The following is a 14,745-nucleotide window of genomic DNA, read 5'->3' on the forward strand; positions in this document are numbered from 1 at the left end:
CCGATGTACCCCGCCATCACCGCCTCGGTCCCCCTGCTCGAACCACCGGGCTGGGCGATCGCCCAGCGCGAGCTCTTCGCCCTGCTCGACCGGGCCTGGCGCCGGTTCGCCCGCGACTTCACCGGCCCGGACGGACGGCTGACCTACGACGACGGGCTCACCAGCCGCGACGGCGTCGACGACTTCTACGAGACCTTCTTCAACTGGCCGCAGCTCTACCTGCTCGGCGGCGCCGGCGACCTGCTCGCCGAGTCGGAGCGGCACTGGGAAGGCGTCACCCGGCAACTGACCGAGCTGGGCATGCTGCACGACGAGTACGAACGCGGCTACGACTGGTTCCACCAAGGCGAAAGCCTGCTGCTGCTGTACTTCCTGTGCATGGCGGCGCCCGGGCGGTGGCGGGAGCGCGCCTTGCGGTTCGCCGAGCTCTACGTCGACCCAGCCCACGGCAACTACGACCCCGAGCACCGCGTCATCCGCCGTCCGCACAACGGCAGCGATCCGGCGCGCGAAGGCCTCTTCGACGGCGGCTCGTACCCGTGGCTGCCCCGGGAAGCCGCGACGTACGGCTTCCCGCTGGAGTGGCTGCTGCCCGCGGACGCCGAGGAGCCCCCACGGGACCGCGACCCGCGGCTGGGCGAGCAGCTGCGGCGGCGGACGGGGGAGGGGGACACCGCGGTCAACCTGGCCGCCTCCGGGCTCGTCTTCAACGCCTTGCTGCTGTCCGGTGACCCGCGCTACCGGGACTGGCTCGCGGAGTACGTGGGCGCCTGGCGGGACCGCGCGGCGGCCAACAACGGCATCCTCCCCGACAACGTCGCTCCCGACGGGACGGTCGGCGGGCTGCTGGAGGGGCGCTGGTACGGCGGGCACTACGGCTGGTCCTGGCCGCACGGCTGGTACAGCGTCGGGCACGCCGCCGTCGTCGCCGCCCTGTCGGCCGCGCTCGCCACGGGCGACGAGACGTTCACCGACCTGGTGCGCCCGGCGCTGGACGAGATCATCGCCCACGGCAAGGTCATGGCGTTCACCGAAGCGGATTCCAGCCTCGGCTCCAAGTGGTCGGTGCAGCTGCGGGACGACGTGGACACCCCGACGCTGCACGTCCCCTTCCGCTACGACGACCGGGGCTGGTTCGACTACAACCCGATGCTGATGGGCGTCCCGGCCGCGCTGTGGCACCACACGGCCGCGCCGGAAGACCGCGAACGCCTCGACCGGCTGCGCGCGGCCGGCGGCCACGACTGGCGGACCGTGCGGCCGTTCCGCAGCAAGGAGGAAGCCGGGCACGAGGAGCCGTGGTTCGCCTACCTCGCGGGCGACAACCCGGACTACCCGGAGCGCATCCTGGCCGCCGCGCAGGCCCAGGTCCGGCACCGGCTGACCCGCATGGAGCGCTACCGCGGCCGGGCCGTGCCCGAAGCCGACATCCACCTGTGGCAGCAGTCCAACCCCGTGGTCACCGAAGCCCTCGTCCAGCTCACCTGGGGCGCGCCGCAGGTCGTCTACAACGGCGGGCTGCCGCAGGCCCGCGTCCGCTACTACGACGCACGGGCGGAACGGCCGGGCCTGCCGCTGTCCGTGGCGGCGCTGGTTTCCGGCATCGACCCCGAAGCGACCGTCGTCGAGCTGGTCAACCTCGACCCGCTGGAGCCGCGGTCGGTCGTCGTCCAGGCCGGCGCGTTCGCCGAGCACCACATCCGCGCCGTGGACTACAGCGTCTGCGAGGACCCGTCGTGGATCGGCGACCTCTACGACTACGGCCACCGCGAACCGGTCGTGACGACCGCGTCGATCGAGCTGGACGGTCCGTGGCTGCGGGTGGACCTGCCCCGGTCCAGCCGGATCCGGTTGACGCTGAGGCTCGCCCTGCGGGTCCGGACGCCGTCCTACGCCACCCCGTTCGACGAGCGTGCCGCGTGAACCGACGGTCCCTCGGCGCCACCGGGCCGGAGGTCTCCGAACTCGGCTTCGGCACCGTCCACACGGCACTCGAGCTCGGCATCACCTTCTTCGACGTCTCCCCGTTCTACGGGAACGCGGAAACCGTGCTCGGGCCGCACCACAACGTCCTCGACGGCAACGTCAAGGTCGCGGACGGGAACTGGCCGGCCGCGGCGCAGGACGTGATGCGTGGAGCGGGCATCACGCCGGCGCGGCGGTAGCAGTCCGGGGCCGGAGGGGGATCAGTCGCGGGCGCGGAGCTCGGTGTTGAGGCGCTGGGCTTCGTGGAGCTGGTCTTCGAGGCTCACGATGCGGCAGGCGGCGTCGATGGCGGTGCCCTGGTCGACCAGCTCCCGCACGCGGGCGGCCAGGCGCAGCTGCTGGCGTGAGTAGCGGCGGTGCCCGCCGGCGGAGCGCTGCGGTGTGATCAGCCCGGCTTCGTCGAGGCTGCGCAGGAAACCTTGGGTGGTGCCGAGCATGTCCGCGGCCCGGCCCATGGTGTAAGCGGGGTAGTGCTCGTCGTCGAACTTGTCGGCTGCACCCGGCGCGGCCGGTCCTGCTGGGTCAGGAATCATTCCACCTCCACATCACGAAGGACCCCGGGTGCCGTGCACGGCACCCGGGGTCCTCAAGGGTTGGGTTTCACCATTGTCAACCGGCGTTGCCGCCGGCTTCCTGCACCCGCGTCCGGCCGAAAGCCGGGTTCCGCGGGGATCGCTTACTCGTGACCGAGCACCACCTCCGAACTCGATGGAACTGCGGCACCCGCGCGGCATTGCTACTCGGCCGCCGCGGGCGATCCAATGATGGCTCCGTTCCCTTCTTTCCGGTTTATTCCACTTACTCGGTACTGCTGCTTCACCTGCTGCTGGCGTCACCGCTGGGACCCTTCCACTGATCGGTCCCAGCACGCTGACGCCGCTGGTCACTGCCCGGAGCCCCGTTCACCGATCGGCTCCGGCCACCTGACCGGTCCTGCCACTGCACTTGCACGGAACAACTACGGATACTGCTGATCTCCGCGGGCGCACCAGCCCCGCCCGCGTCTTGTCTCACCTCGCGGGCAGTTACGTCCTCTCCCGCGCCTGCTTGACGTTGTCTCTCTCGCTACGAGAAGAACATTACCCACACCCGCCGGTCAATGTCTACCCCGGCTGGCATAGATTTTCTGCTGCGTGTCGGAGCGACGCCGAGGAAGAGGGGTACGACCGTGAGTGACGAGGCCGTCCGGGAGCCGCTCGATGAGCGTTACGGCCTGACCGAGGTCGCCGACCTCGAGGAGTACGCCGAGGCGCTGACGCGGCTGCTGGAGCGGGGCCGGCGGGAGCGGTGCGTGGCGGTGCTGTCGGAGGCCGAGGCCTACGCGGCGGCGGAGTTGCTCGGGCAGTTCGCGCAGCTCGACCCGCACGCGGCGGTGAACCAGCTGGCGGCGTCCCTGGCCAGTCGGCTCTACAGCCGCCTGGGCGCTTGATCCCGCTGGGGATCCGCTTCCGCACCGGCCGTCGCTCTGCTCGGGCATGACGAATCGGCCCTTCGGGGCTCCGTCCTCACTGCTGAAGAAGTCCGCGTTCGGGCGGTACCTCCGGGGAAGCCCGGCCGATCATCGCGGATGTCTGGCTCCGCGATCCTCACCGTGCGGTGGCGGCCACCGCCGCTTCGCTCAGCAAGAGGTACGCGGCAGCCGTCCAGGGTGTACCGGCTGCGCGCTCAGCGGGTCGCGAGCACCCGGCGCACCTCGTCCGCGCCCAGCACCACGGGCGAGCGCAGCGATCCGACCTCGCCGATCTCGATCTCGACGACGTCTCCCGGCCGCAGCCCCTGATCGAGGCCGGGCACGACGGACGTGCCCGTCGACAGCACGGCGCCGTCGGGGAAGTCGTTGTCCCGCCAGAGGTATCCGACCAGTCCCGCCGGTTCGCGGTTCAGCTGCGCGGTGCTGGACTCACCGGTGAACACCTCGTGACCGTCGCGCAGGATGCGCATGCGGAGGCCGAGCGAGAGCGGGTCCGGCACCTCCCACGCCGGCCGGACCCGCGCCGACACCGCGCACCCACCGGTGTAGATCTTGGCCTGCGGGAGGTACAACGGGTTTTCGCCTTCGATGCTGCGGGAGCTGACGTCGTCGACCACCACGTACCCGGCGACCTCCCCGGCGTGGGTCAGCACCAGGCCGAGTTCCGGCTCCGGCACGTTGTTGGCGGAATCGGCGCGGACGGCGATCGGCTCCTCGTCGGTGACCACGCGCCACGCGGCCGACTTGAAGAACAGCTCCGGCCGGTCCGCGCGGTACACCCGCGCGTAGACGTCCTGGTCGGCGCTTTCTTCGCGGCGGGCCTCCTCGGACCGCAGGTAGGTGACGCCGGCGGCCCACACCTCCATCCGCCCGTCCAGCGGCGGCAGCAGCCGCACCCCGTCCGTGGAGACGGGCTCCCCGGCCGCGTCGGCCAGCTCGCGGATCTCCGCCACGGGCCGGCGCAGCAGGTCGCTCATCGACGCCACCGCGAGCGGCCGCAGCTGCTCGCCGGTGAGCAGGCCGACGCGGACGCCGCCGGTTCCGTCGGCGAATCGCACCAGGTGACTCAACCCGGACCTCCTCGGTTCGGGGTCGAACCTACGGAGTGCGGAGCGCGGCGGTCAACGAGTGTCGGACAGCTTTCGGATCAGCGGAGCCGTTCGGCGAGCCACTGCGCGATGCCGGTCAGCAGATCGTCCTCGACGGGCCGGCGGAGCAGCTTGCGGTAGCCGAACACGGTGCCGGGGCCGTCGGTGCGCCGGAGGACGTGGGTCAGGTCCGGCACTCGCCGGACGCGGGCGCCGGGCACCAGGTCCGCGATCACGTCCAGGTCGGCCGGGTCGACCTGGACGTCCTTCTCGCCGATGATCGCCAGGACGGGAACCCGGACGCGGCTCAGATCCGCCCGCGGGTCGTAGGCCAGCTGCTCGCGCCACCACTTGGCGTTGACCCGGATGCCGCCGACGCGCGCCGCGTCGGTCGTCGTCGCGGAGACCCGGGCCAGCTGCTTCGAAGCCACGCGACGCAGAACGCCCAGCAGCGGGCGCGGTACCGCCTCGGCGAGCCGGCCACCCTGCCGGCGCACGGCCGCCTCGCCGGAGCGGGCGTACCCGGCCAGCAGCACCGCGGCCGCGGGGGAGGCGTGGGCGGCCAGCCACATCGCGTGCACCGCGCCTTCGCTGTGCCCCAGCACGCCGGCCGTGCGCACCTCGGGATGCGCGCGCAACGCCTGCAGCGCGGCCGCGGCGTCCGCGCGGTTGTCCAGGAAACCGACCGTGTGCCAGTCGCCGGGCGTGGCCCCCACGCCGCGGCGGTCGTAGCGCAGCGACGCGATGCCGTGGCGCGCCAAGGTCGCGGCCAGCGGACGTCCCAGGTCCATGCGCAGCTTGCCCGCGTTGGAATCGCGGTCGAGCTTGCCCGAGCCGGGCAGGCACAGCACCGCGGGATGCGGTCCCGGTCCGGCGGGCAGCGTGAGAGTGCCCGCGAGCAGCACGCCGTCCGCGGCCGGCGCGGCCAGCTCGATCTCCCTCGCCACCGCGGTCTCCGCCTCGATCATGTCCGACCTCCATCGTTCTCAGTTTTGATAAAGGTATCAGCAGGGGTAATGATGTGTCCATGACGACGCTCGACCTGCTGCTGCACCCGGTCCGCCTCCGGATCCTGCGCACGTTCCTGGACGGCCACCCCGCCACGACCGCGCAGCTGCGCGAGCGGCTGCCGGACATCCCGCCGGCCACGATGTACCGGCACGTCGCGGCGCTGGCGGCCGCCGGCGTGCTCGAGGTCCTCGACGAGAAACGCGTCCGCGGCGCCGTCGAGCGCACCTACCGGGTTTCGTGGCAGCACACCGAAATCGCCCCCGAGGTCCGCGCCACGATGACCACGGAAGACCATCGCCGGGCGTTCACCGCGTTCGTCGGCGGGCTGCTGGCCGACTTCGACCGGTACCTCGCCACCGGATCACCCGACCCCGCCGCCGACGGCGTCACCTACCAGCAGGCCGCGTTGTGGCTGACCGACACCGAGATGGCCGAACTCGTGGCCGAGGTCCACGCGGCCGTGACGGCGAGGATCGGCCGCGACGCCGGCCACGGCCGCACCCGCCGGATGATCAGCCTGATCGGCGTGCCCGCCGAGGCCTGAGCCGCTCACTGTCCATTCCGGACGCCTCAGCCCGCGGCGCTGACCAGCCCGGTCCGGTAGGCGAGCACCACGGCCTGCACCCGGTCCCGCAGGTCCAGCTTGGTGAGGATGCGCGAGACGTACGTCTTGACCGTCTCCACGCCCAGCACCAGCTCGGCCGCGATCTCGGCGTTCGACAGGCCGCCGGCGATCAGCTTGAGCACTTCCAGCTCGCGTGGGGCGAGCCGGTCCAAGGGGCCGCCGGCGGGAGCCACCGGCTGGATCCGGTCGGCGTAGCGGCCGATCAGCGTCCGGGTCACCGCGGGGGAGAGCAACGACTCGCCGCGCGCGACCGTGCGCACGCCCGCCGCGAGCTCGTCCAGCGGCGCGTCCTTGAGCAGGAACCCGCTCGCTCCGGCCCGCAGCGCGTCGTAGACGTACTGGCCGACGTTGAACGTCGTGACCACCAGGACTTTCGCCGGCTTCTCCGCCTGGGGACCGGAAACCCGGCGGGTCACCTCGATCCCGTCCAGCAACGGCAGCTGGATGTCCATCACGACGACGTCGGGGCGCAGCCGGCCGATCTCGGTGAGCGCGTCGCGGCCGTTTTCGGCTTGCCCCACCACCTCCATGTCCGGCTGGGCACCGAGCACGGCCACGTACCCCGCGCGGATGAGCTGCTGGTCTTCGCAGATCAGCACGCGGATCGGGCCGTCGGTCATCATGCGCTCCGCGCCGGGATGCCGGAGACGGGGAACTGCGCGCTGACGCGGAATCCGTCCGCCGAGGGCCCGGCGGCGAACCGGCCGCCGAGCGCGTCGACCCGGTCGCGCAGCCCGGCCAGCCCGCGGCCGCCGGAGCCGAGCGCGCCGGGCGCGGTCGCCGGGCCCCGGGTGGTCACCTCGATTTCGAGGAGGTCGGCGCCGTAGCCGACGCGCACCGTCGCGGGCCGGCCGGCGGCGTGCTTGGCGGCGTTGGTCAGCGCTTCCTGCACGATCCGGTACGCGGTGAGCTCGGTCTCCGGGGGCAGCTCGGGGCGTTCGCCCGCCTCGATGAGGTCGACCACGCGGCCCGGCTGCTCGACGAGCCCGCGCAACGCGCTCAGCCCCGGCGTGCGGGCGCCGGTCGCTTCGAGCACGCCGAGCAGGAACCGCAGTTCGGTGAGGGCGTCACGGCCCGAGCCGGTGATGGCGGCGAACACCTCGGGGGCGTTGTCCGGCGGGAGGTACCGGGCGGCGTCGGCCTGGACCACCATGGCCGTCACGTGGTGGGTGACGACGTCGTGCAGTTCGCGGGCGAGCCGCGCCCGTTCCTCCGCCGCCGCGGCGCGGGCGGTGAGCCGTCGTCGTTCGGCCTCCTCCCGCCTTCGCTGCCGCACCAAGGCGCCCAGCGCCCAGAACAGGACCAGCGCGACGTAGTAGACGACGTAGGTCACCAGGTCCGTCGGCGATCCGCGCAAGGTGACGAGGACCGCGAAGGCGGCGTACCCCACGGACACCGCCGCGGGCAGCGCGCGGCGGAACCGTTCCTCCCGCGCCCCGGCCGAATAGAGCGCGAAGTACAGGGCGAGGCTGCCGAACGTGGGGGAGTACGCGAGCACTTCGTGCGCCCCGAAGCAGATCGCGATGATCGCGAGGGTGGCCGCGGGCCACCGGCTGCGCACCGCCAGCGGGAGCGTCTGCCCGAGCACCAGCAGGGCCGCCGCGAACCCGCCGTCGTGCCTCGGCAGGTCACCGAACTGGGCGCCGACCATCGCGAGCGCCGGCACGAACGCGGCGGCGGTGACGGCCGCGGCGAGTGCCGCGTCCCGGACGTCCGGGGTGACGTGCGCCCAGCGGTCGCGGAGACGTCCCGGCTTCGGCATGGCCGGGAGCCTAGCGATTCCCGGCCCTCGCCGATGCCCGGGTCAGTGCCGGGTGACATCCGTGCAGTCGAGGTCCTGGTCCGGCAACCGCCCGGTGTCGAGGAAGGTCACGGTGGCGGTGTCGGCGCAGGCCGAACCTTCGTGGTAGACGTAGTGCCCGCCGTTGTCGACGCCGACGAAAGCGGCGCGGTCGCCCAGGGTGCGGCGCAGTCCCGTGCCGGAGTCCCACGTGGTGGCGTGGTCGCGGCGGTTCTGCAGGATCAGCGTGTTGCGGGGGCCGGTGCCGGTCACGGCGACCGGCTTTTCGGCCGGCTGCGGCCAGAAGGCGCACGGCCAGATGTTCGCCGGCATGCCCGCGGTCAGCGGCCAGGCCTTGCGGTCGGCCGCGGTGGCCCGCGCGTAGCTGCCGACGTCGTGGGACCACTCGGCGTCACCGCAGGTGAGGGCCAGGAACATGGTCGCCTGGTTGTCCGCGGGAACCCCCGGCGTGGGCGGGGTTTCGGCGAACACCTGCTTGAGCACCGCGCCGTCGGCTTCGGTGAGCCGGCCGTCGGCGAGGTCCGCGGCGGCCTTCCAGACCTGGGTGAGCACCGGCAGGGTGTCGTTGTGCAGCAGCAGTGCGTAGGTGATGCTGCGCAGCACGGCCCCGTTCACCGACTGCGGCGTACCCGGGACGGGCGCCGGATGGCGGTCGAGCCGGTCGGCGAGCGCGAGGTAGGCCCGGGTGACTTCTTCGGGGGTGGCGCCGAGCCCGAGGGCGGCGTTCTGCGCGGCGGCGACGGCGGCCGCGTCGGGGAAGCGTTCGGCCATGCCCTTTCCCCAGCTTTCCGCTTCCCCGGCCCAGACGTGCGCGGGATCGACGTTGCCTTCGAGGATCACGCGGTCGGCGCGGTCCGGGTAGAGCGCGTTGTAGACGGCGCCGAGGTAGGTGCCGTAGGACTGGCCCCAGTACGAGATCTTGGCTTCGCCGAGGGCTTCGCGGACGCGGTCGAGGTCGCGAGCGGTGTTGGCGGTGGTGAAGTAGCGCAGGTCGTCCCCGGCCTTGGCGGCGCACTTCGCGGCGGTGTCACGGGCGGCCTGGACGTTGGCGTCGATCGAGCCGTCGGCGGCGGGGTAGGGGAAAAGGGTGGCCGTGCTCAGGCCTTCGAGGCCGCAGCTCTGCGGGGTGCTCGTCCCGACGCCGCGCGGGTCGAAGCCGATGAGGTCGTAGCCGTCGAGGACGGTCTTGGGCAGCGTCGGCGCCATCGCGCCGGGCGTGTCGAGTCCCGGCAACGCGGGACCGCCCGGGTTCAGCAGGAGGACACCGTGGCGCTTCGCCGGGTCGGCGGCGGCCAAGCGCGAGACGACGACCTCGATGGAGGTACCGTCCGGCCGGCCGTAGTCGAGCGGGACCTTCACCTTCGCGCAGGTGAGCCGCGGATCCCGGGTGGCGCCCGGCGCGGGACACGGTCCCCAGGCGAGGGCGGCGGGCGCCGCGGCGTCTTCGTCGTCCGCGCTGTCACAGGCGGCCACCCCGAGAACGGTCAAGGTGGTGACCGCCAGGGCCGCGCCGAACCGGCGCCCCCGTGTCTTGCTCATGCTGCTCGCCCTCCGATTTCCGGCGGCGGCAGGCCCTTCCGGCCCACCGCCCGCGTTGACGGCGCCGAAGTTATCGGGATCGGGACGGCGAAAACGTCACCCCGGAGCGAGCGGGTGCGGTAGCTCTCCAGAGGGACAAGGAGAACCGGCCGCGCTGGACCGCGCCGGACGATCTGTCACGGAGTTCCCGAAAGATCGGGTCGTCACACAACTTCGGGGCGGGTGGAACGTCTGATGGTTCGTGAGAGTGATCCGGATCGCCGGGCTGGGGTTGACGGCCCTGCTGCTGGCTGCCTGTAGTGGACCGACCGAGACCGCGGGGGTCGCGCAAGCGGTCGGTGCCGCCGGAGCGACCGGGACGGCGGACGCGCCCGGGGTGCCGGCCGCGACGGTGGCGTTCGGGGGCGGTGACCAGCTGAGTCCCAAGGACCCGATCGTCGTCAAGGCCTCGGGTGGCACGCTGCAGGCGGTCACGGTCACGAACCCGCAGACCGGCAACGCCGTCAAGGGCGGCCTCTCGCCGGACAAGACGACGTGGACCAGCAACGACCACCTCCGGTACGGGGCCACCTACCAGGCGGTCGCCACCGCGGTGAACCCGGCGGGCGCGGCGACCGAGCAGCGCGGCGAGGTGCACACGCTCAAGCCGGCCGGGGTCGCGACGCCCGCGCTCTTCCAGCCGGCGGCGGGCGACTTCGGCGTCGGCCTGATCATCGGGCTGAAGTTCGACCACGACATCACCGACAAGGCCGCGGTGGAGAAGTCGTTCAAGGTGACGTCCTCGCCGGCCCAGGACGGTGGCTGGTACTGGGTGGGCAAGCGCGAAGCGCACTTCCGGCCCAAGGACTACTGGAAGGCCGGCTCGACCGTGAAGCTCGAGACGACGACCTTCGGCCTGCCGATCGGGGGCGGCGTGTACGGCGGCCAGGACGTCTCGGCCACGTACAAGGTGCACGACTCCTGGGTCGCCAAGGCGGACGGCAAGACGCACCAGATCAAGGCGTTCCACAACGGGCAGCTGGTGAAGACCGCACCGATCAGCATGGGCAAGACGGCCGACACCCCGCCGCGCGGCCCGACGCCGACCTTCACCGGCACGCACACGGTGCTGTCGAAGGAGGACCACAAGATCATGGACTCCTGCAGCTACGGCGTGTGCGAAGGCGACCCCGGCTACTACAAGGCCCCGGAGAACTGGAACGTCCGCATCTCCGACGACGGCGAGTACCTGCACGAAAACCTGAAGACGGTCGGCGTGCAGGGCCGGGACAACGTCTCCAACGGCTGCCTCAACATGAACACCGAGAACGCGAAGTGGTTCTTCGACACGTTCAACGTCGGCGACGTCGTGGAGATCACCAATTCGGGCGGCCCGCAGCTGTCGATCAACAACGGCCACGGGGACTGGGCGATCAGCTGGAGCGCGTGGCAGGCGGGCAGCGCGCTGCGCGGCTGAGCCCGGCGGCCGGATTGTTTCGTTCCTCGCGACGCTTCCGGACAGGGGCCTTCGGCTTGTCCGATAATTGTCATGAATTTGTCCGAGGGACTTGTGTGCACGGCACGCAGCGTCAGCTCGCGTACAATAAGCCGTCATGTCGGGCGGGGTGTTTCATCGCGGGGGGACGGGCTTGTCTCAGCCGGCCGTGCATCGGACGATCATGGCGCTGGACGTCGAAGGATATGGCGACCTGCGGCGGACGAATGTGCACAAATCGGTCATTCGTGAAGGAATGTACGGCGCGCTCGACGAGGCGCTTTCCGTCGCGGGAGTTCCGTTGTCCGCCTGCGAACGCACGGATCTCGGCGATGGAATACTGATCCTCGTCGTCCCGGAGCAACCGAAAACCCCGTTCGTGGAGATCGTCCCGGCGGTGATCGCGGACACATTGGCCGGTCACAACGCGACTCACCTGCGTGAAGAGCGGATCCGCGTCCGGATGGTTCTGCACGCCGGCGAGATCACTTACGACAAGCACGGCTTGGCCGCCGGTGCGGTCGTTCACGCCTATCGGCTTCTGGAGGCGCCGCCGCTGAAACTGGCTTTGGCCGAATCGCCGGGTGTGGTCGCCCTGGTCGTCTCCGCGTGGTTCTTCGAGGAAGTCGTCCGGAACAGTATGCGCATCGATGCCGCGACCTTCCGGGCGCGCCGGATCGACGTCAAGGAGACGGTGACGATCGGGTGGATCTGCCTTCCCGATGCTCCGTTTCCGTCGGATGCCGATCAGCTGACCGCGCTGGCGGCCGGAAACGTCACTCTGGTGCCTCGGCAGCTTCCGGCGGGCCCGTGGTCTTTCATCGGCCGGCGCGACGAGGTCGCCGCGCTCGACGCGGTTCTGGAGAGGGCTGCCAAAGCGGGTGGTGCCGCGGTGGTTTCCACGGTGGCCGGCGTCGGCGGGATCGGCAAGACCTGGTTGGCACTGCACTGGGCGCATCGGAACGCCGATCGTTTTCCGGACGGGCAGCTGTTCGTCGATCTGCGGGGATTCGGCCCCTCCTCGGAAATCCTGTCCGCGGACTCGGCGATGCGGGGATTTCTCGACGCGTTGGGCGTGGACGTCGCTCGCTTGCCCGCGGATCTCGACGCGCGAGCGGCGCGCTATCGCAGTCTTCTGGCCGACAAGCGGATGTTGATCGTGATCGACAACGCCAGGGACTTCGACCACGTCGTTCCGCTGTTGCCGGGTGGCACGACGTGCATGGTCATCGTCACCTGCCGGATCTGGCCGGTCCAGCTGGTGACGGGGTATGGGGCCTATCCGCTGCTTTTGGACGCGTTGCCGCCGGGAGAGGCGCACGATCTGCTCGCGGCGCGGATCGGCCTGGAGCGCCTGACCGCGGAGCCGGAGGCGGTCCAGGAGCTCATCGCCAGCTGCGCCGGACTGCCCTTGGCGTTGAGCATCGTCGCCGGACGGGCGCTCGCGCACCCGGCGTTTCCCCTGGCGTCATTGGCGGCGGAACTGAGGAGCACCAGTACTCGCTTGAACACGCTGGACGGCGAGATGTCGGAAACCGGCGTTTCCGACGTGCTGTCCTGGTCCTGCGGTGCTCTGAGCCGCGACCAGCAGCAGGCCTTCGAGCTGCTGGGCCTCGCGCCGGGGCCGGAGATCGGGATTCTGGCGGCGTCCCACCTCACCGGGCTCGACGTCGCGCGAGTCGGGCCGGTGCTGCAGGCCCTGGTGAGTTCGTCACTGGTGCAGGAATACGAACCAGCGCGATTCCGCATGCACGAACTGGTGCGGCTGTATGCGATCGGTCGTGCTCGTCGATTGCGTGCCGGGGAAGCCTGGGCCGGGATGATCCGGCGGATCATCCACTACTACCTCTACGTCTCCTACGTCGCGGATCATGTGCTCGACCCCGACAGCCAGCCGATCGAACCCCTGCCTGCGAAGCCGGAGGGCGAGGTGCCCGACGTGGCCTCCCGCGAGGCCGCGGTCGAGTGGTTCGCCACCGAACACGCGAACCTGCTGGCTGCGCAGCAAGCCGCCTCGGACAACGGGTGGCACCACGAAGTCTGGCAGCTGGCGTGGTCGTTGCACACCTACCACTGGTTGCGCGGCCACCTGCAGGACGACGTGGACATGTGGCGGACCGCGCTGGTGTCGGCCGAGCGGCTCGGTACCGCGCTGCCGCGCGCCATCTGTCACCAGATGCTCGGCCACGCGTGTTCCCGCCACGGGCAGCACGCGGAGGCGCTGCGGCACCTGGAAACCGCGATCGCCCTCGCCGAGGAGACCGGAAGCCCCGCCAACATCGCCGCGACGCACCACGCGGCAGCGCACGTGTACGGGCGAACCGAGGACTTTCTCGCGGCGCTGGAGCACGCCCAGCAGGCGTTGCGGCTTTATCGACTTATCGGCGCTCCGCTCAGGGAGGCGTGGGCCCTGACCATGATCGGGGCGTTCGCCGGCCGGGTCGGGCAGGAGGACCTCGCGCGACGCTCGTGCGACGAGGCCCTCGCGCTCTTCCGGCGTCAGCGGTACCAAGCCGGCGAAGCCGCCGCACTGGACGGACTCGGCCAATTGGCGGCCCAGGCGGGCGACACGCACGCGGCGCTGAAACACTACGAGGACGCGCTCGCTCTCCGGAGAAGCATGGGCAACACTTATGCCGAAGCAGAGACGCTTCGGCGGCTTGGTGATTGCCTGGTCGAATCGGGGCGCGGGGCGGAGGCCAAGACGGCTTGGCGCGAGGCGGAACTGCTCTTCCTCGCGCAGAACCGCACGGTCGAAGCGGAGCAGATCCGGTCGCGTTCGGCCGGGCTGGCCTGAGTTCCGGCGGCCCGTCATCCTGCTGGGATGCGGCGGATTTCGACGACCTTCGTGTTGTAGTGGGCGCCGTTCACGACCGTCGTCTCGACGAGCGCCTCGAAGTGCTTCGACTTCCTCAACCTGCGAAGGAACTTCCGCTCCCCGAGCAGCTCCGCCGCGGCCGCGGTGCCGTGTTCGAAGCAGCCCGCCACGATGACGATCTCCGACGTGTCCGGAGCCAAGGGATTCGGTGTCCGGATGATCAAAGCGTGGTCACTGACCGGATAACCCGGCTCTTCGTACTGCGGCGCCAGCGCGCGACCCGACTTCAGGTCCCGCACGACGGCTGCCGCGTGGTCCGGGTCTTCGGCGAAGTCGTAGGAGATCACGCCGCTCAGCTTCGCCAGCATCGTCGCCGTCACGGCGTTCGCCAACGGGCCGCCGATCAGGACGAGGTCCGCACTCAGGTCATGCGGCGGCAGTTGCCGGGACTCGACGATCTTCCCGGTGCTGCCCAGCTTGCGGAGCTGGGCTTCGATCTCCACCAGGGCCCCGATGTCGCCCATGCCCACCACGCCGGCTCTCGCCCAGCGCCGGTGCGGGCCGAAGTCGTACGCTCCCAGGACGATCAACGGATGACGGCCGCCCAGCGCGCGCCAGAACCTGCGCGCGCCGGCCAGCCTGAGGCGTCGTCTTGCGCTCGTCGTCGTCCAGACCAGCACGCCCCCGATGGCCGCCGCGATCAGGTTGCTGGAGATGTCGGGCAGGGCCTGGACCAACCAGCCACCCACAGTCGGCCCCATCCGCAGCCCCTCTCCGCGACGATGATCCTTCTTCCGCAGTCGCACCCGGCCCGCATCCCGTTACCACCGAGCAGGCTTCGCCCCTAACGGGGCCGCTAGGGGTGCAGTTCGGATCGTACCGATCGGTATGTTTTCGGCGTGATTCGGACCACACCGCCGGGGGTATGGGAC

13 protein-coding genes are annotated in these 14,745 nt (G+C 71.1%); 6 read left to right on the top strand and 7 right to left on the bottom strand.

Translation table 11 applies throughout. From position 1 onward, the window contains the following. Window positions 1-3: 3 nt before the first annotated feature. Together ACERZO_RS18755 and ACERZO_RS18760 are read left to right on the top strand one after the other, a co-directional pair. A complete protein-coding gene (locus tag ACERZO_RS18755; RefSeq protein ID WP_372665966.1) occupies window positions 4-1,923 on the top strand; it encodes a hypothetical protein in 1,920 nt (639 codons plus the stop codon). Beyond that, a complete protein-coding gene (locus ACERZO_RS18760; protein WP_372665967.1) occupies window positions 1,920-2,165 on the top strand; it encodes a hypothetical protein in 246 nt (81 codons plus the stop codon). Before ACERZO_RS18755 ends, ACERZO_RS18760 begins: the two co-directional genes overlap by 4 nt. A 21-nt stretch (window positions 2,166-2,186) precedes the next feature. Here the strand turns inward: ACERZO_RS18760 and ACERZO_RS18765 are convergent, their stop codons facing one another. Continuing rightward, window positions 2,187-2,519, bottom strand: a complete 333-nt coding sequence (locus ACERZO_RS18765; RefSeq protein ID WP_372665968.1) for a MerR family transcriptional regulator — start codon at window positions 2,517-2,519, stop codon at window positions 2,187-2,189. 635 nt (window positions 2,520-3,154) lie between these two features. Between ACERZO_RS18765 and ACERZO_RS18770 the strand changes: the two genes are divergently transcribed. Continuing rightward, window positions 3,155-3,415 (top strand): hypothetical protein, encoded by a 261-nt coding sequence (locus ACERZO_RS18770; RefSeq protein WP_372665969.1) that lies wholly within the window; start codon window positions 3,155-3,157, stop codon window positions 3,413-3,415. A gap of 236 nt (window positions 3,416-3,651) precedes the next feature. Here ACERZO_RS18770 and ACERZO_RS18775 read toward each other — a convergent pair whose 3' ends face one another. Then, the gene (locus tag ACERZO_RS18775) at window positions 3,652-4,515 is read right to left on the bottom strand and encodes a fumarylacetoacetate hydrolase family protein (protein ID WP_372665970.1); all 864 of its coding nucleotides are present in this window, start codon (window positions 4,513-4,515) and stop codon (window positions 3,652-3,654) included. An 89-nt stretch (window positions 4,516-4,604) separates the two neighbouring features. Beyond that, on the bottom strand, window positions 4,605-5,513 hold the full coding sequence (locus ACERZO_RS18780; protein WP_372665971.1) for an alpha/beta hydrolase family protein: 909 nt from the start codon (window positions 5,511-5,513) through the stop codon (window positions 4,605-4,607). Window positions 5,514-5,572: 59 nt separating this feature from the next. On the opposite strand from ACERZO_RS18780, the gene ACERZO_RS18785 reads away from it, so the two are divergent. Then, on the top strand, window positions 5,573-6,100 hold the full coding sequence (locus ACERZO_RS18785; protein ID WP_372665972.1) for a helix-turn-helix domain-containing protein: 528 nt from the start codon (window positions 5,573-5,575) through the stop codon (window positions 6,098-6,100). 26 nt (window positions 6,101-6,126) lie between these two features. Here the strand turns inward: ACERZO_RS18785 and ACERZO_RS18790 are convergent, their stop codons facing one another. The 3 genes from ACERZO_RS18790 to ACERZO_RS18800 are packed head-to-tail and all read right to left on the bottom strand — an operon-like array spanning window position 6,127 to window position 9,521. After that, a complete protein-coding gene (locus ACERZO_RS18790) occupies window positions 6,127-6,801 on the bottom strand; it encodes a response regulator (protein ID WP_372665973.1) in 675 nt (224 codons plus the stop codon). Beyond that, a complete protein-coding gene (locus ACERZO_RS18795) occupies window positions 6,801-7,943 on the bottom strand; it encodes a sensor histidine kinase (RefSeq protein ID WP_372665974.1) in 1,143 nt (380 codons plus the stop codon). Before ACERZO_RS18795 ends, ACERZO_RS18790 begins: the two co-directional genes overlap by 1 nt. Window positions 7,944-7,985: 42 nt before the next feature. Continuing rightward, complete coding sequence (locus ACERZO_RS18800) at window positions 7,986-9,521, bottom strand: alpha/beta fold hydrolase (RefSeq protein WP_372665975.1); 1,536 nt, start codon at window positions 9,519-9,521, stop codon at window positions 7,986-7,988. A gap of 247 nt (window positions 9,522-9,768) precedes the next feature. On the opposite strand from ACERZO_RS18800, the gene ACERZO_RS18805 reads away from it, so the two are divergent. Both ACERZO_RS18805 and ACERZO_RS18810 read left to right on the top strand, forming a co-directional pair. Next, window positions 9,769-10,977, top strand: a complete 1,209-nt coding sequence (locus ACERZO_RS18805) for a L,D-transpeptidase (protein WP_372665976.1) — start codon at window positions 9,769-9,771, stop codon at window positions 10,975-10,977. 136 nt (window positions 10,978-11,113) lie between these two features. Beyond that, window positions 11,114-13,792, top strand: a complete 2,679-nt coding sequence (locus ACERZO_RS18810) for an ATP-binding protein (protein WP_372665977.1) — start codon at window positions 11,114-11,116, stop codon at window positions 13,790-13,792. Window positions 13,793-13,806: 14 nt separating this feature from the next. On the opposite strand, the gene ACERZO_RS18815 is transcribed toward ACERZO_RS18810, so the two are convergent. Next, window positions 13,807-14,574 carry a hypothetical protein gene (locus ACERZO_RS18815; protein WP_372665978.1) on the bottom strand — a complete coding sequence of 256 codons (768 nt, stop codon included), beginning with the start codon at window positions 14,572-14,574 and terminating at the stop codon, window positions 13,807-13,809. Window positions 14,575-14,745 lie beyond the last annotated feature (171 nt).

The sequence above is a fragment of the Amycolatopsis kentuckyensis genome, assembly GCF_041679295.1.
GTDB lineage: Bacteria > Actinomycetota > Actinomycetes > Mycobacteriales > Pseudonocardiaceae > Amycolatopsis > Amycolatopsis kentuckyensis_A.

Bases quoted from the DNA above. Each gene is read 5' to 3' on its own strand.
- ACERZO_RS18785 (WP_372665972.1), top strand. From the start codon at position 5,573: ATGACGACGCTCGACCTGCTGCTGCACCCGGTCCGCCTCCGGATCCTG.
- ACERZO_RS18795 (WP_372665974.1), bottom strand. From the start codon at position 7,943: ATGCCGAAGCCGGGACGTCTCCGCGACCGCTGGGCGCACGTCACCCCG.
- ACERZO_RS18755 (WP_372665966.1), top strand. From the start codon at position 4: ATGTACCCCGCCATCACCGCCTCGGTCCCCCTGCTCGAACCACCGGGC.
- ACERZO_RS18780 (WP_372665971.1), bottom strand. From the start codon at position 5,513: ATGATCGAGGCGGAGACCGCGGTGGCGAGGGAGATCGAGCTGGCCGCG.
- ACERZO_RS18790 (WP_372665973.1), bottom strand. From the start codon at position 6,801: ATGACCGACGGCCCGATCCGCGTGCTGATCTGCGAAGACCAGCAGCTC.
- ACERZO_RS18765 (WP_372665968.1), bottom strand. From the start codon at position 2,519: ATGATTCCTGACCCAGCAGGACCGGCCGCGCCGGGTGCAGCCGACAAG.
- ACERZO_RS18810 (WP_372665977.1), top strand. From the start codon at position 11,114: ATGTCGGGCGGGGTGTTTCATCGCGGGGGGACGGGCTTGTCTCAGCCG.
- ACERZO_RS18800 (WP_372665975.1), bottom strand. From the start codon at position 9,521: ATGAGCAAGACACGGGGGCGCCGGTTCGGCGCGGCCCTGGCGGTCACC.
- ACERZO_RS18815 (WP_372665978.1), bottom strand. From the start codon at position 14,574: ATGGGGCCGACTGTGGGTGGCTGGTTGGTCCAGGCCCTGCCCGACATC.